At 66.3% G+C, this 25,236-nt stretch carries 2 protein-coding genes; both read left to right on the forward strand.

Features of this window, described 5'->3' with window-relative positions; translation table 11 throughout:
• Positions 1-24: 24 nt before the first annotated feature.
• Positions 25-7,077 (forward strand): DUF11 domain-containing protein, encoded by a 7,053-nt coding sequence (locus B9Z31_RS13575; RefSeq protein WP_143473851.1) that lies wholly within the window; start codon positions 25-27, stop codon positions 7,075-7,077.
• A gap of 29 nt (positions 7,078-7,106) precedes the next feature.
• The gene (locus B9Z31_RS13580; protein WP_158235688.1) at positions 7,107-25,118 is read left to right on the forward strand and encodes an S-layer family protein; all 18,012 of its coding nucleotides are present in this window, start codon (positions 7,107-7,109) and stop codon (positions 25,116-25,118) included.
• Positions 25,119-25,236: the final 118 nt, after the last annotated feature.

Consider the following 25,236-nt stretch of genomic DNA (forward strand, 5'->3'; position numbering starts at 1 on the left):
GCCCAAAGATCTCCAGGATCCCCCTTGAAACGCTGCCGCACGAATTGGATGCTCAAGCCATGGACCCATGGGTTCGGGTGGCTGTGCGCCCTGACGATTTTGGCCCTGTTGGGCCTGCAGCCCTCGCTGGCCGCCCCCCCTTTGGCCGGCACCCGAATCACCTCCCAAGCCACCGCCACCTACAAACCCGACGGCTGGGCCCAGACCGAAACCACTTATTCAGCACCGGCCATGCTGGAGGTGCTGCCGGTAGAGATGGCCAGCCTGGCTGGCGAATCCTGGTTGGCGCGTGCGCCCGGCACGGGCATCAGCGTGCCCTGGCGGCTGAGCAACTTGGGCAATGTCACCAGCAGCTTCACGGCCGTTGCGCAGAACGCCGGCAGCTGCAACGGCCAAACCGACACCACCGATGTGGCCAAGCTCCAAGTTGTGGTCGACGCCAACAGCAACGGCGTGGCCGATCCGGCCGAACTTGCGGCAGGCGCCACCGTGGCGCTGGCCGCCGGACAAACGGCCTCGCTGCTGGTGTTGGGCGAAGTGCCCTTGGCGCGCACCGGCGGGGCCTGTGTGAGCCTGACCGCCACCACGGGACTTCATGGCCTCAGCCGCAGCGCCTCGTTCTTCATCAGCATCGCCGACAACCCGGTCGTGCAGCTGATCAAGTCGGCCAGCTACGCACAGGCTTTGCAGCGCGGCGACACCACCAGCCGCGCGCGCTACACCATCAGCCTGAGCAACATCGGCACGCGCGCGGCCACGCGCACGGCCACCGCCAGCGGTGGCGAGTCCATCCTCATCCATGGCATCCCCGCCTCGGTTGTGCTGGTGCGCGACGTGTTGCCCGCAGGCGCGCAGTACCAACTGGGCTCTTGGGTGGCCAGCCACAGCCACGCGCTCAAACTCTTTCGCCTGGCCTCGGACCCGGCCTTCAGCTACCGCATCGGTGACGATGCCGCCGCTGCCGAAGTGGCCTTGGCCCTGCCCGCCGACCTGCTCACCGGGCAGACCCTGAGCATGGGTTTTGACGTGGTGGCACTGGCCGGGGCAGGCAGCCAGTTGCGCAACGTGGCCCAGGCGCATTACGGCAATGTCACCGGTTTGAGTGGTGCCACCAGCACCGACTCCAACGCCGCCATCGTGCCCGTCGCTGGCGAGCGCATCGGTGTGTCGCACTGGGTGGTTGAGCGCCAAGTCCAGCGGGGCGCCAACACCCAGAACGACGGCACGCTGACCTACACCCTGGCGGTGCGTGTGCGCAATGAAGGCGACGCACCGTTGTTCAACCTCCAGCTGCCACAAATTTTGGCCGGCACCAGCACCGACCGCTGGGGCAGCCACACCGCCAACGCAGTGCCGGCGACCGGCCAGTACACCGTGGTACCCGGCAGCCTGGCTGTCCTCAGCGGGACGCAGGTGAGCATCAACCGCGCATTCACAGGCGTCGCCGGTCAGCACCAGTTGCTCGGCTCGGGGGTGCAGCTGCCGGTGGGCGCCGAGTTCACCCTGCACTACCAAGTGCGCGTCAATGCCGAAGGCCGTGCCCAGCAGGTCATCCAGAACCAACTCACCGCCCAGGCCAGCCTGCACGCCTACAGCACCACCCCGGAACTGAGCGACCGCTCCACCGACGGCCCCACGCCCGACCCGGACGGCGACGGCGACGCCAGCAACAACAGTGCCCCCACGCTGATCACTTTGCCAAACCTGGCCCAAAACAATGCCCTGGCGGCCGGCCTGTCCATCACCATGACGAGCGCCAACCCGGTGCGTGTGAGCCCTGGCGTGTATGAGCTGAACTACACCCTGAACGTGGTCAACCGCAGCGCCGTGCGTGCCGAGAACGTGCGTGTCATCAGCAACGTGGCGTGCCTGGTGACCGGCTCGGCCAACGTGGCCCAGGCCAGCCTGGTGGGCCGGCCCACGCTGACGCGCGGCGTGCTCAGCATCTCGTCGGCGTTTTCAGACCAGTCCAGCTGCGACCCCGCCAGCGACGCGTCCACCGACCCCAACGTGCTCCCGCCGGACCCACGCACCGCCCTGAACAACGGCGCTGGCGTGCTCAACCCCGGCGACAGCGAGGAGCTGCACTTCAAGGTGCGCGTGCACCAAACCACGCCGGGCGCGCCCACCGAAGTGCGGGCCAAGGCGTGGCTGGCCTCCATGCAGGACAACAGCGTCACGGGCAGCGCCGTGGTGGCGGCCACCAGTGTCACGGCCTCGCAGTTGCTGGTGGACCCGCAAGGTTATGTGTACGACTCGCGCACCCGCAGCCCGGTGGCCGGCGCCACAGTCACGCTGCAGCGCCTGAGCTGTGAGAACAGCACCGCCGGCCCCATCACGGCGGACCAGATCCTCAACGGCGACAACGGCCAGTACACCTACAACAGCAGCGACCGCTCCGTCAGCATCATCACCGGCGCCGATGGCCAATACCAATTCTTCTGGAAGGTGCCGCCCATCGCCGACATCTGCACCTACAGCATCACGGCCCAGCCCGCCGCCGGCAGCCCCTATGTGCAAACAGCCACCCTCCTGCCCGAGAACGGCGTGTTCACCGGCTGCGGTCAAGTGGTGGCTGTGGACGGCATCCCCACCGGCGCGCAGCCCACCACCTGGTACCGCCAGTTCCGCAGCGGTTACCGCGCCGCAGTCCAGCCGCCCGACTGCCCAGTCTTTCACAACAACCTCCCGCTGGACCCGTCCACCGCACCGGTGGGCGGCCTGCTTCTGAGCAAGAAGGCCGACAAGCGCACGGCCGAGATCGGCGACTTCGTGGACTACGAGCTCACCCTGGTCAACCAGGCCAGTGGCCCGCTCAACGCCCAGACCCTGGTCGACCTGCTGCCCGCCGGCTTCAGCTACGTGCCGGGCAGCAGCACACTCCAAGGCGTGCGCATGGCCGAGCCGCAGCGCCTCGCACCGGCCAGTCCGCGCGAGCGCGGCAGCCTGGTGTTCAAGCTCGGTGGTCAGGCCATGCCGACCAAGGCCAGCTTGACGCTGCGCTACCGCGCCGCCATTGGCGTGGGCGCCATCCCGGATGCCGAGGCCGTCAACACGGCCCTGGCCACAACCCAGGTGCCCGGCACTTTGACCACCCTGCAGTCCAACACGGCGCAGGCCAGCGTGCGCGTCAGTGGTGGCGTGTTCAGCACACGCGGCTTTGCGGTCGGCCGCGTCTACCTGGACTGCAACGCCAATGGCCTGCAGGACGGCCCCGACGAGCCCGGCATCCCCGGCGTGCGCCTGTACATGGAAGACGGCACCAGCGTCATCACCGACAACCACGGCCGCTGGAGCCTGTACGGGCTCAAGCCCATCACCCACGTGCTGCGCCTGGACCGCAGCACCCTGCCTGTGGGTGCGCAGCCCGTGGTCAGCGACAACCGCAACGCCGGCGTCGCCGACAGCCGTTTTCTGGATGTCAAGAACGGTGAGCTGGTGCGCGCCGACTTCGCCGTGGGCCATGCTTGTCAGGATGCAGCCGTGCGCGCGCAAATCGAAGAGCGCCTGGCGCTTTTTGCCAAAACCGACGAGCAGCAGCTCCAGGCCCTGGCCACCGCCCGGCTCTCCCCCACGCTGCAGGTGCCCGTGCAGGTGGACTCACGCAGCATGCCGGCCTCCGGTGCGGTGGGCGGCACGGCGGCCCTGGGCCTGCCGGTCATGACCACACCGGCGCAGGACAGCCCCTTGATCGCACTGCCTGGCCGCTTGATGCAAGGCTTGCACAACACGGGCGCATCAGCGGCTCCCCTGCCAGCGGGGGCCATGGCGGCACCCACACTGCAAGCCGTGCTGGGAACGCCTGTGCCGACCTCTCCCGCCCCAGAACCCCCCGCCCGCCTGGTCACGCCCAGCACCACGCCCCTCGAAGATCTGATCCGCGAGCTGCCTGCGCGCGCAGCCTTCCTGGGCCTGAGCGACGGCGACACCCTGCTCACCAACCAGGCGTCGGTGCGCGTCACCGGCCCGCAGCAGTCCCAGCTGTACCTGAGCCTCAACGGCAGGCCCGTCCCTGACAACCGGGTGGGCAAAAAGTCCGTGGTGGTGGAAACCGGTCTGGTCGCCCATGAGTACATCGGCATCGAGTTCCAGCCCGGCCTGAACCAGCTGCTGCTCGAAGCCACCGACGAATTTGGCAACGTGCGCGACCAAGCCCAAATTCAGGTGCGTGCACCGGGCGAGGTGGCCCACATCGACCTGCGTCCCCTGGGGCCCTTGCACGCCGACCCCATGCGCCCCGCGCGTCTGCGTCTGCAGCTGAGCGACGCTGCGGGTGTGCCCATCGTGGCGCGCACCGCCGTCACGCTGGACGTGCGCGAGACCCGCTGGCTCAATGAAGACCTCAATCCCCATGAGCCTGGCGTACAGCTCTTTGTGGAAGGCGGCACCGCTGAACTGCTGCTCCTGCCCCCTGGGCAGCCCGGCACGGTCAACCTCCGTGCGAGCGTGGGCACGCTCTACCGCGACGATGCCCTCACCTTCTTGCCGGCCATGGCACCGCTGCAGGGCATCGGCATCGTGGAGGGTGTGCTCGACCTGAGCAAGGCTGGCCGCCTGCCGCTGGGCCAGCCCCAGGCGGGCAACGCCTTTGAGGCCGAGCTCAGCAGCCTGGGCGGCAACGACAGCCGCGCCACTGGCCGCGCCGCCTTCTATTTCAAGGGCACCATCCTGGGCGAGTACCTGCTGACCGCGGCCTTCGACTCCGACAAAAAGCGCCAGGAGCGCCAGTTCCGCGACATCAAGCCCGACGAGTTTTACCCCGTCTATGGCGACAACGCCGCCCGTGGCTTTGACGCCCAGAGCTCGCAACAACTCTACGTGCGCATTGACAAGAACCGCAGCTTTTTGCTGCTGGGTGACTTTTCCACCGCCAGCAGTGCCGAGGTGCGCCAGCTCAGCCAGTACAGCCGCACCCTGAGCGGTGTGCAGCACCGCTACGACGATGGCAACGCCCGCATCACCTCCTTCGTGGCCGAGACCCAGGCTGCGCAGCAGATCGAGGAAATCCCCGCCAACGGCCTGTCCTTCTACACGCTGAACAGCACCACGGGCGAGGTGCGCAACGCCAGCGAGAAAGTCGAGCTCATCGTGCGCGACCGCCGCCAGCCCAGTTTGGTGCTCTCGGTGCGCACACTCGCCCGCTCGGTGGACTACAGCTTCGAGCCGATCAGCCGCCGCCTGACGCTGGCCCAGCCCCTGTCCACGTTTGACATGGCCTTCAACCCCCAGTCCCTGCGCATCACCTATGAGCTCGACAACGGCGGGCCCAGCTACACGGTGTGGGGCACCGACGCCCAGTACAAGCTAACCGAGCGCATCCAGCTCGGCGCCGTCGTCGTGCGCGACGACAACCCCGCCAACCACCGCGACCTCCATGCCGCCACCGCCCTGGTGCGCCTGGGCGAAGCCACCGCCCTGGCCGCCGAAGTGGTGCAAACCACCAGCGACCTCAAAGGCACGGGCCAGGCCGCCCGCGCCGCCTTGCGCCACGACGGTCAGGACCTCAAGGCCCAGTTGCAGGTGCAAAAAAGCGGCAACGCCTTCGACAATGCCAGCGCCATGTCGAGCACTGGCCGCACCGAGGCCAACGCCAGCGCGCAATACGCCTTCAGCCCGAGCACCCAGCTGCGGGCCGAGGCTTTGCTCACCCGCACCGAGGCCAGCGGCACCGCCGCCGCCAGCGAGCGCAGTCACGTGGGCTTGGCCGTCCTGCACAAGCTCAGCGACACCTTGGCCATCGAGGCTGGCGTGCGCCACGGCAATGCCCGTGGCGGCACCGCCTCCGGCGGCTTTGACTACGGTCAGCTCGGCTCTGGCAGCACATCGTCCAGCCCGCTGGGCAGCCTGGGCGCGGCCGCACCCCAAAGCGCCACCCCCGAGGACAGCACCACCATGCGCGTGCGCGTCATTGCCCAACCCACCCGCGTGCCCCGCCTGCAGCTCACCGGCGAGTTGGAGCAGGACGTCAAACACAAGGCGCAGCACGCCCTGACCGTGGGCGCCCAGTACGGCCTGACCGACAAAACCCGCCTGTACGCCCAGCATGCGGTGCTCAACACGCTGTCGGAGGTCGCCCCCATCAACGGCCAGGCCCTGCGCAGCGCCACCGTCGTGGGCGTGGACAGCGCCTACATGGAAGGCGGCCGCCTCTACAACGAATACCGCGCCAACTCCAACGCCGCCGCGCAAAACGCCAGCGGCGTGCGAAACACCTTCCGCCTCAATGAGCGCTGGAGCTTGAACGCCGGCGTCGAACGCGTCACCACCCTGGGCAGCGTGCCCGGCGCATCCACCACGCCCACCACCACGCCCACCACCACCGCCAGCCAGGATGCCACCGCTGTCGTACTGGGCCTGGACTACGCCGCCCAACCCTGGCGCCTGGGCAGCGCCTTCGAAAAGCGCCACAGTGCCACTTCAGACGCCTCGCTGGTCAGCCTGGTCGGGGTGTGGCGCCTGCATGAAGGGCTGAGCCTGCTCGGACGCAGCCTGATGACGCGCCAAAGCGACAGCAACGGCGGCCACAACGATGTGGATCGCTGGCAGGTGGGCATGGCCTGGCGCCCCGCCTTTGCAGACCGCTGGAACATCCTCTCGCGCTACGAACACCGCGTGCAAGACGTTGCCGCCAGCAGCGGCATCAGCACCACCGGCGCCAACGCCAGCGTGGGCGTGACCACCACAGACATTGTCAGCACCCACGCCCACTTGGCCATGGACCGCAACCAGCAGCTCTCGCTGCGTTTTGCCGCCAAGTCCAGCGCGCTGGCCCATGCGGCCGAGAACAGCACCGCCCGCGCGCAGCTCGTGCACAGCCGCTACACCCGCAATCTCAGCCCCAACTGGGACCTGGGGCTGCAGGCTGGCCTCATGCGCAGCCAGGGCGGCGCACGCCAGGCCACGGCCGGCATGGAGCTGGGCTACCAGCTCATGAAAAACGTCTGGCTCTCTGCGGGCTACAACGTGCTGGGCCTGCGCGAGCCAGACCTGACCGGCCAGAACTACACCCACCGCGGCGCCTACCTGCGAATTCGCTTGAAGTTCGACGAAACCGCCTTTGCCGCCCTGCGCCACTGAAGTCCATGCCCAAACTGCCTTGCATCTCTATGAAACGCCTTCACTCTCTTGCGCCATGGGCCCTGGGCTTTTTGTTTGCCATGGGCGTCACCGGCAGCGCCCTGGGCGGTTCTTTCTGGGGGGGTACCACCGGCACCTGGAACGCCAGCAACAAGAACTGGGCCAACAGCAACGGCGGTGCCGTCAACGACACCTGGACCGATAACGGCCCTGCTTATTTCCCCGGCAATGCCAACATCACGGTCACCACCGGCAGCGGCTTCACGCCCAATGTGACCCTCATCCATTCTTACAACAACTACCTCAACCTGGCTGGTACCGTGAGGCTGGTGGGCAACCCGACACGGACCAGCAACAACGCCAATTGCAACTTCCACACCTCGTTCGCGGGCAGCGTCATCACGTCAACCGACTTGACGATCAATTCCGGCAACCTCCTGTTCGCTGGCACCAGCCCTGACTTTCAACCCCCGAACATCACGATCGACGGTTGTGAATTTCGCATGGTCGACAGCGCCCTCCTTTCGGGCGGCACACTCAGCAGCAACTTCACCTCGACCGAAGGGGGGCGCATCGACATCGCGACCAGCGCCAACCAGACCTTCACCGGCGTGATCAGTGGCAACATTCGCTTGTCCAAGCGCAGCACCGGCACGCTCACCCTGAGCGCGGCCAACACCTACACCGGCACCACCACCGTCAGCGGCGGCACCTTGGCCATCGACGGCAGCGGCAGCCTGGGCAGCGGCACTTACAGCAACACCATCACCAACAACGCCAGCCTGGCCTTTGCTTCTGCAGCGGCTCAGACGCTGTCCGGGGTCATCAGCGGCACAGGCTCGCTCAGCAAGTCGGCCAGCGGCACGCTCACACTCACGGCGGCCAACACCTACACCGGCACCACCACCGTCAGCGGCGGGCGGCTCAACATCAACGGCAACCAAAGCAGCGCCAGTGGCGCGGTGACCGTGCAAAGCGGTGGCACGCTCGGCGGCACCGGCACGGTGGGCGGCGCCACCACGGTGCAGTCGGGCGGCACGCTCAGCTCCGGTATGAGCCCCGGCATGAGCCCCGGCACGTTCACGTTCTCCGGCAACCTGACCTTGCAGTCGGGCAGCACCACCCGCTTTGAGCTGGCCCAGGCCGGCACGGATGGCGGCAGCTGCAACAACTGGGTGCCAGTGGGCGGTAACCTCGAGCTGGCGGGCACCTTGGTGGTGACCGCCACCAGCGGCGCTGCCGGCTGCAGCAGCACCTTTGGCGAGGGCAGCTACACCCTGTTCACCTACACCGGCACCGCCACCGGCAGCTTCTCCTCCATCACCTTGCCCGCTGGCTTTGCCGGCCAGGTGCGCATCGACACCAACCTCAAGCGGGTTGTCTTGGTCGTGGTGCCAGGCAGTACTTTGAGGTTCTGGGACGAAACCACCAACACCTCGGCCAACGCCAACAACAACACGGTCAACGGCGGCACCGGCACCTGGGACGCCTCCAGCAACAACTGGACCGACAGTGCCGGCGCGTTCAACGGCCCCTGGGCGGGCACCACGGCCACAGCGGTGCTGGGTGGCACGGCCGGCACCGTGACCCTGGCCAATGGCTACAACGCGCCGGTGGGCGGCATCACCTTTGACACCACGGGCTACACCCTGGCCAGCACCGGCTCCGGCACGCTGGCCTTGCAGCAAAACGCCACCCTCAGCACGCCAGCGAGCGTGGTCAACGCCACCATCAGCGCGCCCATCACCGGCAACTTCGGTCTGAACTGGAGCCCGGGCGCGGAGGGTACGCTCACGCTCAGCGCAGCCAACACCTACACCGGCTTCACCACGGTCAGTGGCGGCACGCTGGAGATGAGCGGCAGTGGCAGCACCTTGGCCAGCGGCGCGATTTTCGTGGGCGACAGCGGCATCTTGCGGCTCAGTCGCAACAACATCTGGGGCAGCGCCGGCAGTGCAGGTCACAGCCATCTCAGCGTCAATGGCCGGCTTGAAACCAACAACAGCTACAACACCTTCACCAACCCGACCTTCAGCGATCAGTCTTATGTCTGGCTCGGCGGCGGCAATTCGGTCGAAGGCGCTGCACTGGGTCTGAAGGGTACCGTCACCACCAGCGGCACCGTCCTGATGGAGGCGGCTTCAGGCAGCACCCACAGCGTCATCCTCATCGGCAGCGGTTCAGGCGGCAGCACCACCTTCGATGTTTCGGGCCAGCTCAGCTTGGGCGTGCCTTTGGCCAACAACGGCGGCACGACCAGCGGCCCGATCAAAACCGGCAGTGGCAATCTCTCCCTCAATGCGGACAACGCCTTTACCGGCAACATCGCCATCAACGCTGGGTCAATCCGTGTCAACGGTTCCTTGGGGCCTGTGGACACCAGCGTTTCCACCCGCGGCCACAACTACGCAGGCAACATCACCAACAACGGCAAACTGACCTTCAGCAACAAGCTCACCAAAGACTACCAAATGCTGTCGGGCGTCATCAGCGGCACCGGCTCCTTGGTCAAAGAAGACAGCGGGACGCTGGCGCTTTACGCCAACAACACTTACACCGGAACCACCACCATCAAAGGCGGCGCCGTCAGGGTGCGGGGTGACATGAGTCTGGCCACCGGTGACGTGACCGTGACCGATGGCGCCATTCTGGGTGGCTACGGCACCATCGGCGGCAACACCACCGTGATCGGCGCGCGGCTAAGCCCCAGCACAAGCCCGGGCACCATGACCTTCAATCGCAATCTGACCATGGGGGCGAACGCCCAGATCACCGTCGAGCTTGGCGACCCCAGCCGCCCCCAGTGCACCAACAGCCGAACCAACGCCGACAGCGACTGCGTGGTGGTGCGCGGCGACTTGACCATCGACAACACGCCTGGCTCAGGCGCCAAGATCTCGGTCATTCCGACCTCGGGCATCTCCTTGCCGGCGGGGACCTTCACACTCCTGACCTACGGTGGCACGCTCACCGGTGGTTTTGACAACAGCAACATCATTTACCCGTCGGGCTACAAAGGCCGGATCGTGACCGACACGGCGAACAAACGCATTTTGCTCACCACCGAAGTCGACACCGACACCGTGTTTTGGGATGGCACCGGCACCACCGCCAACGATGCCGTCGGCGGCGGCAGCGGCACCTGGAATGCCACGGCCACCAACTGGACCACCAGCACGGGTGATCGCAACACCGCTTGGTCGGGGAGCACCAAAGTCCCGGTGTTCCGCGGCACTGCCGGCACGGTGACCTTGGCCGATGGCTATGCGGCTTCGGTCGGTGGCCTGTCGTTTTCCGGGGTCAGCGGCTACAACATCACGGCCACCGGCACCGGCAGGCTGAGCTTGGCAAGCAATGCGGTCATTCAAGGCGATGTTGGCGGGCAGACCGCGACGATCAGCGCACCCATCACCGGCGGCTTTGGCCTGGAGTGGGCACCCGAGGAAACGGACGGCGGCACACTCACCCTCAGCGGCGCCAACACCTACACCGGCACCACCAAAATCCGTGATGGCGCTCTGGTGCTGCAAGACAGTGCCCTGGGCCGTTCAGGCGACAGCACCATTCGGTCGGGCTCTGCGATCGAGGTGCCCGTGAACACCACGCTCACCTTGCAGCGCACCAGCGCCTCGGGGTTGCTGGCCATGCCCAGCCACCTTTCGGGTGCAGGCGACGTGGTGGTCGATACCGCGGCCGCCACCCAAGCTGGCGCTCTGGTCTTGCCTAGCACCGTTGCCCTGACGGGCACACTCCAGGTCAACCGTGGCTGGTTCGGCACCGATGGCGTGGCCGCCAACTGGAGCGCCAACACGGCCGATCTCACGGTCAGCAGCGGCTCGGTCTTCAGCCACCGGGGCAACACGATCACCCTTGGCGGCCTCAACGGCGCGGGTACGGTGGCCGCCAGCTGGAGCGGGCAAACCACCCAGGTGCTGCGCATCGGCGCCGGCGACAAGGACGGCAGTTTTTCAGGTGTGATCCGAGGCAACAACACCGGCACCGACTTTGGCCTGGACGCTGGCGTCACCCACCTGGAAAAAATCGGCGCCGGAAAGCAAATTCTGGGGGGCGCCAACACCTACAGTGGCACGACCAAAGTTTCTAACGGCACGCTGGAAATCAGCGGCAGCGGGAGCACCCTGTCTACCGCCGCCATCCAAGTCGAGGCGGGCGCCACCTTGCTGCTCAGCCGCACCGACATCTGGGGAAATGCCGGCAGTGCAGGCCACCAAAACCTGACGCTCAAGGGCACCCTCAAAAGCAACAGCAGCTACAACACCCTCACCAACCCAACGCTGACCAAAGGCGCTGTGCTGCTGGGTGGCGGTAAAGACGTCTCTTGGGGCGCGTTTGGCTTCAAAGGCACGGTCACCAGCAGTGACGCCAGCAGCATCAGCATCGCTTCGGGCAACAACAACCGCATACACATCGGCACCGGACTGTCTGGCGGCGTGACCACTTTCAGCGTGACGGACACACTCACCGTGTCGGCCCCGCTGGTCGACCAAACCGTCACCAGTGCTTTGACCAAGACCGGTAGCGGCACCCTTTCATTGTCTGGCGCCAATGCCTACACGGGTGCCACCACGGTCTCGGCAGGCACGCTCAGAGTCGACGGCACCGGCACCTTGGGGGGTGGCAGCTATGCCGGCAACATTTCCAACAGCAGTGCGCTGGTTTTCAACACCAGCAACGACCAAAGCCTCTCGGGCGTGCTCAGCGGCACAGGCACGCTCACGCAATCAGGCTCGGGAAAGTTGACCCTCAGTGGCATCAACACTTACACCGGCGCGACCACCATCGGTGGCGGCACCTTGGTCATCGGCGGCAGTGGCAGCCTGGGCAGCGGCACCTACAGCAACACCATCACCAACAACGCCAGCCTGGCCTTTGCTTCTGCAGCGGCTCAGACGCTGTCCGGGGTCATCAGCGGCACGGGCTCGCTCAGCAAGTCGGCCAGCGGCACGCTCACGCTGAGCGCAGCCAACACCTACACCGGCAGTACCACTGTCAACGGCGGCACCCTCGAGCTCGCCAGTGCAGGCACCACGCCCGCCACGGGCACCTTCACCGTCGCCAGTGGCGGCACGCTCACGCTCAGCCGCAGCAACGCCTGGGGCCTGCACACGGCGGACGGCCACAGCAAAATGACCGTGGCCGGCACGCTCAAGAGCAACAGCACCTTCAACACCTTCACCCACCTCACCCTCAACGGCGGCACACTGCAGGCCCATGGCGGCGAGAGCGCCAACTTTCCTGCCTTCGCGCTCAAGGGCACGCTCACCAGCACGGGCACCAGCAGCATCTCAGCAGGCGCCACCACCACCCACAACGGGGTGATGATCGGCACCAACGCCAATGGTGGACAGACCGAATTCAACGTCACGGGCAGCCTGAACTTGGCCGTGCCCGTGGTCAACAACCGAGACGCTGGCAGCAACGCTGTCACCAGCCACCTGAGTAAGAGCGGCAGCGGCACGCTCACCCTGAGCGCGGCCAACACCTACACCGGCACCACCACCGTCAGCGGCGGCACCTTGGCCATCGACGGCAGCGGCAGCCTGGGCAGCGGCACTTACAGCAACACCATCACCAACAACGCCAGCCTCGCCTTTGCTTCTGCGGCGGCGCAGACGCTGTCCGGGGTCATCAGCGGCACGGGCTCGCTCAGCAAGTCGGCCAGCGGCACGCTCACACTCACGGCGGCCAACACCTACACCGGCACCACCACCGTCAGCGGCGGGCGGCTCAACATCAACGGCAACCAAAGCAGCGCCAGTGGCGCGGTGACCGTGCAAAGCGGCGGCACGCTCGGCGGCACCGGCACGGTGGGCGGCGCCACCACGGTGCAGTCGGGCGGCACGCTGAGCCCTGGCATGAGCCCCGGCACGTTCACGTTCTCCGGCAACCTGACCTTGCAGTCCGGCAGCACCACCCGCTTTGAGCTGGCCCAGGCCGGCGCGGATGGCGGCAGCTGCAACAACTGGGTGCCGGTGGGCGGTAACCTGGAGCTGGCGGGCACCTTGGTGGTGACCGCCACCAGCGGCGCTGCCGGCTGCAGCAGCACCTTTGGCGAGGGCAGCTACACCCTGTTCACCTACACCGGCACCGCCACCGGCAGCTTTGCCACCGTGACCCCACCGTCCGGCTTCACCGCCTTGGTGCGCATCGACACCATCAACAAGAAGGTCATTCTCGATGTGGCGCCCAACAACGGCTTTGTTTACTGGGACGGCCCGAACGACATCCAGACCAACGCCGCCAACGGCGTGATCAATAACGGCGGCGGCACCTGGGACACCACCAGCACCAACTGGACCAACAGCACGGGCCGCATCAACAGCGTCTGGACAGACAACGGGCCCGCGAACTTCATGGGCAACTGGGCGGGCACGGTGACCACGGCCAGCGGCTTCACACCCAAAGTCACGCGCATCAATTCGGGATGGAACTACCTCACCATCGCCAACAACATTGCGCTGACGGGCAGCCCGACCGTTCTGACCAACATCGGGGCCTGTCCTTTTTCGGTGAGTTTCAGTGGTGATGTCGTCACGACTTCTGCGCTGTCCATCACCAACGGCAGCACCTTTTTCACGGGCAACAGCCCCGGCTTCAAGCCCCCCAGCATTGGCCTGAGTGCATGCGATCTGGTTGTCGAGGGCAACGCCTTGGTGTCCGGCGGCAACTGGAGCAGTGCCATCAGCTCCACAGCCAGTGGCCAGCTGAGGTTCAACACCACCGCCAACCACACCCTCAGCGGCGTACTCAGCGGCGATATGCGGCTGCTCAAGCAAAACACCGGCACGCTCACGCTCAGCGGCGCCAACACCTACACCGGCAGCACCACCGTCAGCGGCGGGCGGCTCAACATCAACGGCAACCAAAGCAGCGCCAGCGGCGCGGTGACCGTGCAAAGCGGCGGCACACTCGGCGGCACCGGCACGGTGGGCGGCGCCACCACGGTGCAGTCCGGCGGCACGCTGAGCCCCGGCATGAGTCCCGGCACGCTCACGTTCTCCGGCAACCTGACCTTGCAGTCCGGCAGCACCACCCGCTTTGATCTGGCCCAGGCCGGCACGGATGGCGGCAGCTGCAACAACTGGGTGCCAGTGGGCGGTAACCTCGAGCTGGCGGGCACCTTGGTGGTGACCGCCACCACCGGCGCTGCCGGCTGCAGCAGCACCTTTGGCGAGGGCAGCTACACCCTGTTCACCTACACCGGCACCGCCACCGGCAGCTTTGCCACCGTGACCCCACCGTCCGGCTTCACCGCCTTGGTGCGCATCGACACCATCAACAAGAAGGTCATTCTCGATGTGGCGCCCAACAACGGCTTTGTTTACTGGGACGGCCCGAACGACACCCAGGCCAACATCGCCAACGGCGTGATCAATAACGGCGGCGGCACCTGGGACACCACCAGCACCAACTGGACCAACAGCACGGGCCGCATCAACAGCGTCTGGACAGACAACGGGCCCGCGAACTTCATGGGCAACTGGGCGGGCACGGTGACCACGGCCAGCGGCTTCACACCCAAAGTCACGCGCATCAATGCGGGAGCGAACTACCTCACCATCGCCAACAGCATTGAGCTGACGGGCAGCCCGACCGTGGTGACCAACACCGGAGGCTGCCCTTTCCCGCTGACTTTCAGTGGTGATGTCGTCACGACTTCTGCGCTGTCCATCACCAACGGCAGCACCTTTTTCACGGGCAACAGCCCCGGCTTCAAGCCCCCCAGCATTGGCCTGAGTGCATGCGATCTGGCTGTCGAGGGCAACGCCTTGGTGTCCGGCGGCAACTGGAGCAGCGCCATCAGCTCCACGGCCAGCGGCCAGCTGAGGTTCAACACCACCGCCAACCACACCCTCAGCGGCGTACTCAGCGGCGATATGCGGCTGCTCAAGCAAAACACCGGCACGCTCACGCTGAGCGCAGCCAACACCTACACCGGCAGTACCACCGTCAACGGCGGCACCCTCGAGCTCGCCAGTGCAGGCACCACGCCCGCCACGGGCACCTTCACCGTCGCCAGTGGCGGCACGCTCACGCTCAGCCGCAGCAACGCCTGGGGCCTGCACACGGCGGACGGCCACAGCAAAATGACCGTGGCCGGCACGCTCAAGAGCAACAGCACCTTCAACACCTTCACCCACCTCACCCTCAACGGCGGCACACTGCAGGCCCATGGCGGCGAGAGCGCCAACTATCCGGCCTTCGCGCTCAAAGGCACGCTCACCAGCACGGGCACCAGCAGCATCTCAGCAGGCGCCACCACCACCCACAACGGGGTGATGATCGGCACCAACGCCAACGGTGGGCAGACCGAATTCAACGTCACGGGCAGCCTGAACTTGGCCGTGCCCGTGGTCAACAACCGAGACGCTGGCAACAACGCTGTCACCAGCCACCTGCTCAAGAGCGGCACCGGCACGCTCACCCTGAGCGCGGCCAACACCTACACCTACACCGGCACCACCACCGTCAGCGGCGGGCGGCTCAACATCAACGGCAACCAAAGCAGCGCCAACGGCGCGGTGACCGTGCAAACCGGCGGCACGCTCGGCGGCACCGGCACGGTGGGCGGCGCCACCACGGTGCAGTCGGGCGGCACGCTGAGCCCCGGCATGAGCCCCGGCACGCTCGCGTTCTCCGGCAACCTGACCTTGCAGTCGGGCAGCACCACCCACTTTGAGCTTGCGCAGGCGGGCACGGAAGGCGGCAGCTGCAACGACCTGCTCAGTGTGGGCGGCAACTTGACGCTGGCCGGCGCGCTCAAGGTCACGGCCACCGCCTCTGGCACCGCGGGCTGCAGCAGCACGTTTGGGGTGGGCAGTTACACCCTGTTCACCAGCCCAAACAGCATCACAGGCAGCTTTGCCACCGTTGAGCTGCCGCCCAACTTCACGGGCCTAGTGCGCATTGACAACAACGCCAGCCCCAAGCGCGTGTACCTGGAGGTGAGCCAGTCCGGCTCCTTCACCTTCTGGGACACCAACGCCGGCAACGGCCAAATCGATGGTGGGACCGGCACCTGGAACGCCAGCAACACCCACTGGACCCACAGCGCTGGCTGGGTGCACGGCGCCTGGCCTGGCGGAACGGCCACGGCGGTGTTCGGCGGCACAGCGGGCGTGGTCACCATGGCCGACGGCTACAGCGCCCCAGTGGGCGGCATCACCTTCAACACCACAGGCTACAGTTTGCAGCGCAACATCAGCGGCACGCTGGCCTTGCAGCAAGACGCCACCTTCGACACCCCGACCGGTGTGATCAACGCCACCATTGCCGTGCCCATCACGGGCAATAATCGCGGCCTGACCTGGAACCCCGCCGGGGGCGGCACGCTCACGCTCACGCATGAAAACACCTACACCGGTGCCACCACCGTGAGCAAAGGCACACTGGAGCTTGCAGGCAACCTGTCGAACGCGCAGTCCAGCACGCCAGCGGACAGCAGCTTCAGCGTGGCCAGCGGCGCCACCCTCAAGCTCAGCCGCAACAACGCCTGGGGTACCCACGGCACCGCGGGACACAGCAACATGACCGTGGCCGGTACGCTGGCCAGCGGCAACAACTTCACCACCTTCACGGGCTTGAAACTCAACAGCGGCACCCTGCAGGCCAATGGTGGCGAGAGCAGCACCTGGCCCACCTTTGGTCTGAAGGGCACGCTCACCAGCACGGGCAGCAGCAGCATCTCGGTGGGCACCGCTTCGGGTTTGAGCGGCGTGATGATTGGCGGCAACGCCGCCCATCAAGCCACCACCTTGGATGTGACCGGTAGCCTGGGTGTGGCCGTGCCCGTCATGAACAACCGCAACGCCGATGCAAGCGCTGAGGTCGACGGCGACCTGGTCAAGAACGGTGGCGGCACCCTCACGCTGAGCGCTGTCAACAGCTACAGCGGCACCACCACCATCAACGCCGGCACGCTCACCGTGGATGGCAGCGGCAGCCTGGGCAAAGGCTCTTACAGCCAAGGCATCACCAACAACAGCGCCCTGGTCTTCAGCACCTCGGCCAACCAGACCCTCGCTGGCGTGCTCAGTGGTACAGGCACGCTCAGCAAGTCCGGCACGGGCACCCTCACCCTGAGTGGGGCCAACACCTACACCGGCACCACCACCGTCAGTGGCGGCACATTGAAGGTCAGTGGCTCGGCCAGCCTCGGGAGCAACAGCACCTACGCGGCCAATATTTCCAACAGCGGCGCTCTGGATTTCAACACCTCGGCGTCTCAGACGCTGTCGGGCGTGATCAGCGGCACGGGCACGCTCATGCAATCGGGCAGCGGCACCCTCACACTCAGCGGCACCAACACCTACACCGGTGCCACCACGGTGTCTGCCGGCACGCTGGTGGTGTCGGCCACGCAAAAATCGTCCTCGTATGCCATCGCCTCCGGTGCAGTGCTCGAATACAGCATGGCCTCGGGCCTTGGAATTGGCACCACGGATGCCGTGAGCTACACCGGTACCGGTACTTTGCGCAAGACGGGTGCGGGCACGTATTCCAACGGCGTGGCGGTCGCGACTTATGCGCTCGGCGCGGGTGCACTCATTGACATTCAGGCCGGCACCTTCGCGGCCAGCTCTTTTGGCAACGATCGCTGGAGCGACAACAAGTCCGACGTGAAGGTGAACACTGGCGCGACCTTGGACATCAATTCGGGCGATGTGTACGCCGACAAGCTCACGGGTGGGGGTTCGGTGCTGGTGGGCTATGCCGGAGGCCTGGGCACTTTGCGGGTGGGCGTGAACAACGGCTCGTCCACCTTTGACGGCACGATCGGCAATTTCGGCAGCGACCCTGGCCAGCTGATCAAGGCGGGCACCGGCACGTTCACGCTGAGCGGCGCCAACACCTACACCGGCACCACCACCATCAGCGGCGGCCGGCTGCACATCAACGGCAACCAAAGCAGCGCCAACGGCGCGGTGACCGTGCAAAGCGGCGGCACGCTGGGCGGCACCGGGACCGTGGGCGGCGCCACCACCGTGCAAGACGGCGGCACGCTCAGCGCCGGCACCAGCCCCGGCACGCTGAGCTTTTCCAACGGTTTGACCTTGGCGGCGGGCGCCACCTCCGCCTTTGAACTGGCCCAGGCCGGCGCCGCGGGCGGCTCTTGCAATGACTTGATCCAGGTCACCGGCAACCTCACGCTGGGCGGCACGCTCAAGGTGGACGCCACCACCGGCGTGGCCGGCTGCAGCAGCGCCTTCGGGGTAGGAAGCTACACCTTGTTCACCTACACCGGCACCCGCACGGGTGACTTTTCCACCGTCACCTCGCCATCGAGCAACTTCTCGCTACGCGTTCGCTATGACGACAACTCCAGCCCCAAGCGCGTGATGCTGGACGTGGCGGTGGCCGGCGAGTTGACCCGCTGGGACGCCACCACCGCCAACAATGCGGTGATTGACGGCGGCACCGGCACCTGGAGCGCCAGCAACCCAAGCTGGACCGATGGCACCGGGCAAGTCAACGGCATCTGGGCAGGCGGCACCGCCACAGCGGTGTTCGGTGGCACCGCTGGCACCGTGACGGTTGAAGACGGTTACAACGCCCCCGTGGGTGGCATCAGCTTCAACACCACGGGCTACACGATCCAGCGCAGGGGCGCCAGCGGCACCGGCACGATCGCCTTGCAGCAAAACGCCACCTTCAGCACGCCCAGCAGCGGCGTCAATGGCGCGGGCATCGATGCCAGCATCAGCACACCCATCTCGGGCAACTACAGCCTGAGCTGGAAACCCACCAGCACCGGCACGCTGACTTTGAGCGGGGTCAACACCTACACAGGCAGCACCACCGTCAGCGCCGGAAAACTGACCATCCAGGCCACACAAGCATCCGCGTCGTACAGCATTGCCTCGGGCGCAGTGCTGGAATATGACACCGCCCCGAGCGGTTTGCAGCAAACCTCCGGCGCCGTGACTTACAGTGGAGCGGGCACCTTGCGCAAGTCGGGCACCGGCGTCTTGGGCAGCGGCTCCTCCTCAGCCACCTATGCGCTGAGCGCAGGTGCCGTCATCGACATCGTGGCGGGCACTTTTTCTGGCAGTGCATTCGGCAACGAAAATTGGGACCACAACAAGTCGGATGCCAGAGTCGCTGCGGGCGCAACCTTTGACATCAATTCGGGCACCGTCCGGGTTGACAAGCTGGAGGGTTTGGGCTCGGTCAAGGTCGGTTACCCCGGGCCTCTGGGTTCCTTGACGGTGGGCGTGAACAACGGCAGCGCCACCTTCCATGGGGTCATCGGCCAATTCAGTGACAAAGGTGATCTGATCAAAGAAGGCACGGGCGCCTTCACGCTCACCAACGACAACAGCTATACCGGCACCACCACGGTCAATGGCGGCACGCTCGAGATTTCGAAAAACGGCAGCACCAGCAACGGCAAGATTCCGAGCACCCAGACCACGGTGAATTCCGGTGCCACCTTGAAGCTGAGCCTCAGCCACATTTGGGGCGACGCCCTCAGCGCAGGTCACGCAGCCCTCACCTTGTCCGGCGGTACCCTGTACAGCAACAACAGCTACAACACCTTCAGCGCCAGCGCGTTCAATGGGGGCAAGGCGGTGCTTGACGGGGGCAGCAGCAGCACCCTGGGCGCCCTGGGCCTGAAAGGCACCCTCAACATCAGTGGCACCACCAGCATCAGTGCCGCCAACCCGCAAAGCGCCTTCAGCAACGGCTACAACTGGATTCACATTGGCAGCGGCCTGGCCAATGGCGTCAGCACCTTCCATGCCGGTGCCTTGACCGACAGCATGGAGATCTCGGTCCCCATCCACGACAACGGCGTTGCCAGCGGCCTGAGCAAAACGGGCGCGGGCCTGCTCACCCTGAGCGCCGCCAACCGGTATTCCGGCGACACCACCATCGATGGTGGCACCCTCAAGATCGACGGCGTCGGCAGCCTGGGCCAGGGCACTTACAGCCCCAACATCCGCCTCAGCGCTGCCCTGGTGTGGAACAGCACCGCTGCGCAAACCCTGGGCGGCACCCTCAGCGGCAACGGCACACTGAGCAAGTCGAACACGGGCACGCTCACCCTGAGCGGCACCAACACCTACACCGGCACGACCACGGTGGAAGGCGGCACCTTGCTCGTCAACGGGAGCACGGCACCGGGCAGCACCGTCACGGTCAAGTCCAGCGCCGTCGGCACCGCCACCCTGAGCGGCACCTTGGGCGGCACCGGCACGGTGGGTGGCGCCACCACGGTGCAGTCGGGGGGCAAGCTCAGCCCCGGCACCAGTCCGGGCACCCTCACCTTTGGCAACGGCCTGACCTTGCAGGCGGGATCCACCACCACCTTGGAGCTGGCCCAGGCCGGCACCGCAGGCGGCACCTGCAACGACCTGATCAACGTCACCGCCGGTGACCTGACGCTGGCCGGCACGCTCGAAGTCACCGCGGCCAACGGCGCCGCCGCTTGCAACAGCCAGTTTGGTGAAGGCAGTTACACCCTGTTCAATTACGCGGGAGTGGCTTCTGGAAGCTTCAGCGCCGTGAGCCTGCCCGACCCCAAATACAAAGGCCGGGTGCGCATCGACACGGCTGGCAAGAGGGTGATGCTGGAGGTCTCGCTCAACACCTCGCTCACCTATTGGGACGAATCCAACACCACCACGCCCACCAACACCACGGGCAACGCCAACAACGGCGCTGTCAATGGCGGCACCGGCACCTGGGACGCCACCACCACCAACTGGACCCACAGCACAGGTTGGCTCAACGGGGCGTGGGCGGGCGGTACGGCCACGGCGGTGTTCAGGGGCACGGCCGGCACCGTGACCATTGCCAACGGCTACAACGCGTCGGCCGGTGGCCTGACCTTTGAGACCCATGGCTACACCCTCACGCGCACCGGCAACGGCACGCTGGCCCTGACGCAAGACGCCACCTTCAGCAGCACTGCCGGCAGTGGCTCCACCGCCACCATCAGCACCCCGATCACGGGCACCCACTACGGCGTGACCTGGAACGCCACCGGCGGCGGCGCGTTCGTTCTCAACGCCAACAACACCTACACCGGTGCGACCAAGGTGAGCGCCGGCACGCTGGTCATCAACGTCACCCAAAACGGCACCGCCACGCCGGCAGACAAGAGCTTCCTGGTGGACACGGGCGCGACCTTGCAGCTCAGCCGCACAGACAGCTGGGGTACGCACGTCACAGCCGGTCATTCGGCCATGGAGGTCAAAGGCACGGTGCAAAGCAACAGCACCTTCAACACCTTGAGTGGCTTGAAGCTCACGGGCGGCACCTTGCAGGACAACGGGGGCTTGGATACCCTCTGGCCCGCCTTCAGTTTGAAGGGCACAGTCACGGTCACCGGGGCCAGTGCCATCACCCGGGGAACGGGGAACAACCATGGCGTATTGATTGGCGACACCACCGACGGTGCCGTCACTGACTTCAGTGTCGCCAATGGCGCCACATTGAATGTGACCACGCCGCTGCTCAACAACCGAAACAGCATGGCTGCGAACGTGCAAAGTGCGCTGACCAAATCCGGTGCGGGCACGCTGGTGTTGGCCGCCCCCAACACCTACACCGGCACCACCACCGTGAGCGCCGGCACTTTGCAGATCAACAGCTCACAGACCAGCGCCACCGGCGCGGTGACGGTGAACTCTGGTGCCACGCTGCAGGTGGCCGGCACGGGCGTGACGGTGGGCGGTGCGACCACGGTGCAAAGCGGGGGCAATCTGCGCGCGGCCGGAAGCCCCAGCCAGCCGAAGTTCGGCAGCGGCCTGACGCTGGCCGCCGGCAGCACCACCTACTTGGTCATGGGCGCCCCCAGCACCAGCTGTGCGGTGGGCGAGCCCAGTGACTGCATGGCCGTGACGGGCAACCTGAGCCTCGATGCGACCGCCAACACCGGCTCGCGCGTGGTCATCATTGCGCTGCCCGGCTTTGCCGCAGGCACCTATACCTTGTTCTCCTACACGGGCACGCTCAGCGGCACACCTGACATCAGCAACGTGGTGCTGCCCACGGGCTATGTGGGCACGGTGGTGGTCGACAGTGCGGCCAAGCAGGTGCAGCTCTCGGTCGCCGTGGACACCAGCCTGAGCTACTGGGACGAGGCCACCCTGACCCCGGCCAATGCGAACAACAACGCGGTCAACGGCGGCACCGGCACCTGGAACGCCACCAACAGCAACTGGACCCGCAGCAGCGGCAACGCCAACGGCCCCTGGGTCGGTGGCACGTCCACCGCCTCGTTCAATGGCACGGCCGGCACCGTGACGGTGGCCGACGGCCATTCGCCCGCCATCGGGGGCCTGAGCTTTGGCGCTGACGGTTACACCCTCAACCGGGCGAACACCGGCACCCTGACCCTGGGCAAGGACGCGGTGTTCACCACCACCACCTTGGCCAATGCCACCATCAACGTGCCTATTACGGGCACCTACGGCATCGAGTGGAGTCCCACCCAAGTGACCGATACCAAGGGCAAATTGACCTTGGGTGCCGCCAACACCTACACGGGTAAAACCACAGTCAGTGCCGGTACGCTGGAATATGGGCTGGGGCTCTCCCCCGCAGGCAGTGACATCGTGGTGGGCAGCTCGGGCACCCTGCTGCTCAGCCGCACCGATATCTGGGGAAATGCCGGCACCACAGGTCACACCAAACTCACGGTCAATGGCACCTTGAAGAGCAACAACAGCTACAACACCTTCACCAGCCCCACGCTGAACAACGCCAGCTTGCAGCTCAACGGCGGCAAAGACGGCACCTGGGGCACGTTTGGCTTCAAAGGGACGGTGACGGCCACCGGCACCAGCAGCATCGGTCTGGCCAATCCACTGGGCAACACCAACTTCAACTGGATTCACATCCACAACGCAGGCACCACCTTCAACGTGGCGGCCAACGATGACAAGCTGACCATTGATGTCCCCATCTACAACAGCAGCTCGGGCAGCCCCTTGATCAAGACGGGCACCGGCACTTTGACCCTGAGTGGGGCCAATCGCTACAGCGGCACAACGACGCTCAATGCGGGCACCCTGATCCTCAATGGCACCCATACCAGCGCAGCCTCCGGCGCAGTGACGGCCAACGCCAACACCACCCTGGCGGGCAAAGGCTCCACCCCCGCTGCGGTGATCGTCAAGGCCAATGCTTCGCTGGCCCCCGGCGATGGCGGCGTGGGCACGCTCACGCTGGGCGCCCTGACCCTGGAAGCCAACTCGACCACCCAGTTCGAGTTGGGTGCCCCGGGTACAAGCGGCGGTACCGAGAATGACCTGCTGCGGGTCCAGCCCGTCAGTGGCGTCGGCACCGGCAACATCACACTGGCCGGCGCGCTCAACATCACGCCCCTGAGCACCTTCAGCCCCACGGGGCGCTACACGCTCATCACCTACACCGGCACGCGCACCGGCACTTTTGCCAGCAACAACCTGGCCGCCGCCGGATACCAGGGGGTCATCCAATACGACGACGCCAACAAGCAGGTGTTGCTGTTGTCGGTGCCGCAGGTGAACATCACCACCCAGTCCAACGGGGGCGTGGGCACCTTTGGCTACGCGCTCACGGGCCTGAGCAGCAACAGCCTGAGCCAGACCACGGCCACGTCGGGCGTGGCCGTCACGGGTACCCCCTTCAATGGCACCTTGGGCGCTGCGGTCAGCATGGTGCAAAGCGTCCCCACGGGTTGGCCAGCCAACCCGGCCAGCGTCAGCTGTACCGACGCCAACGGCAGCACCACCGGCAACGGCAACGGCGCGCTGGGCACGGTCACCGGCACCCGCATTGACCTGCCTGCCAGCGTGATGAAGGCCGGCGCCTCGATCACCTGCGCCTTTGTGAACACGCTCAACGGCCTGTCGGGCGTCGTGTTCAATGACGGGGGCGCGCCCTCGGGCGGCGTCAACACCGGCACGCCCAATGACGGCATTCGCAACGGCAACGAGGCGGGCCTGTCCGGCGTGGCCATGACGCTGGACAACTGCACCGGCACGACCGTGTACGACAGCACCACCACCGATGGTGGCGGTGCGTGGCGCCTGTACATTCCACCGGCGCAGACGGGGCAGACGGTGTGCGTGAAGGCGGCCGTCAGTGCCAGCCATGTGGACACCGGCGCCAACGCGGCCGGCACCGCACTGCCCAACGCCACGGCCACCACGGTCGGGGGCGTGGCCTACACCTACACCCGCGCCTCGGCCCAGGTGGCCTTCACCGCCCCGGCCACGGGTACGGCCGTCATGGACTTCGGCCGGGTGCCGGTCAGCGCCTTGCTGACCCACAGCACCCTCTCGGCCCGCGGCGGCACCTATGCGGTGCACGGCCACCGCTTCACGGCGGGCACGGGCGGCAGCCTGAGCCTGTCCACGCTGACGCCCACCATCAGCCCCACCGGGGTGTCCGGCTGGAGCGAGGCGCTCTACCTCGACCCGGGTTGCACCGGCGCCTACCAGCCCAATGCCACGCAGGTGTTTCCGCCGGCAGCGCCCATGGCGGTGCTGCAAGGCGAGGTCGTCTGCTTCGTGATGCGGCAGTTCGTGCCCTCGCAGGCGGGCCATGGCGCGGTCAGCAGCGTGCCGGTGCAGGCCCATCTGAGCCTGACAGGCGCCAGCCCCACGCTGAGCGTGACCTACACCGTGACCGACGTGACCACCGCCTCCAATGCGGCTGTGCAGCTGTTCAAGCAGGTGCGCAACCTCACCACGGGCGGGGCCAGCGCGCCCTGGACCACCAACAACAGCGCCAAGAAGGGCGACGAGCTGGAATACCAGGTGACCTTCACCAATGCCAGCGCGGCACCGGTGACCGAGGTGGTGATTCAGGACAGCACCACCCACTGGACCACCTGGAAGAGCGCCATGGCCACGGCCGTGCCCAGCGGCACCACCTGCACCATGACCACACCGGCCGGCACCCAGACAGGCTGCACCACGGCCATGACCGGCACGGGCAAGGGGGCCTTGCAATGGTCCTTCACGGGCACGCTGTTGCCTTCGGCCAGCGGGACGGTCAGCTTCCGTGTGACGGTGGACTGAATGCGTGCAAGCGCTCCAAAGGCCAGGCGCTTGAACCGCGCCTGGCCAAGCGCCTTGCAGCTGGCGGCCCCATGAAGCGCTGCGGCCATCCCTCCAACAGACCTGGCAGCGCCCCTTT

Source organism: Limnohabitans sp. G3-2 (assembly GCF_002778275.1).
In the GTDB taxonomy this organism is placed as follows: Bacteria; Pseudomonadota; Gammaproteobacteria; order Burkholderiales; family Burkholderiaceae_C; genus Limnohabitans_A.

Excerpts from the sequence above, each read along its gene's own strand:
- B9Z31_RS13580 (WP_158235688.1), top strand. The coding sequence starts at position 7,107 with ATGAAACGCCTTCACTCTCTTGCGCCATGGGCCCTGGGCTTTTTGTTT.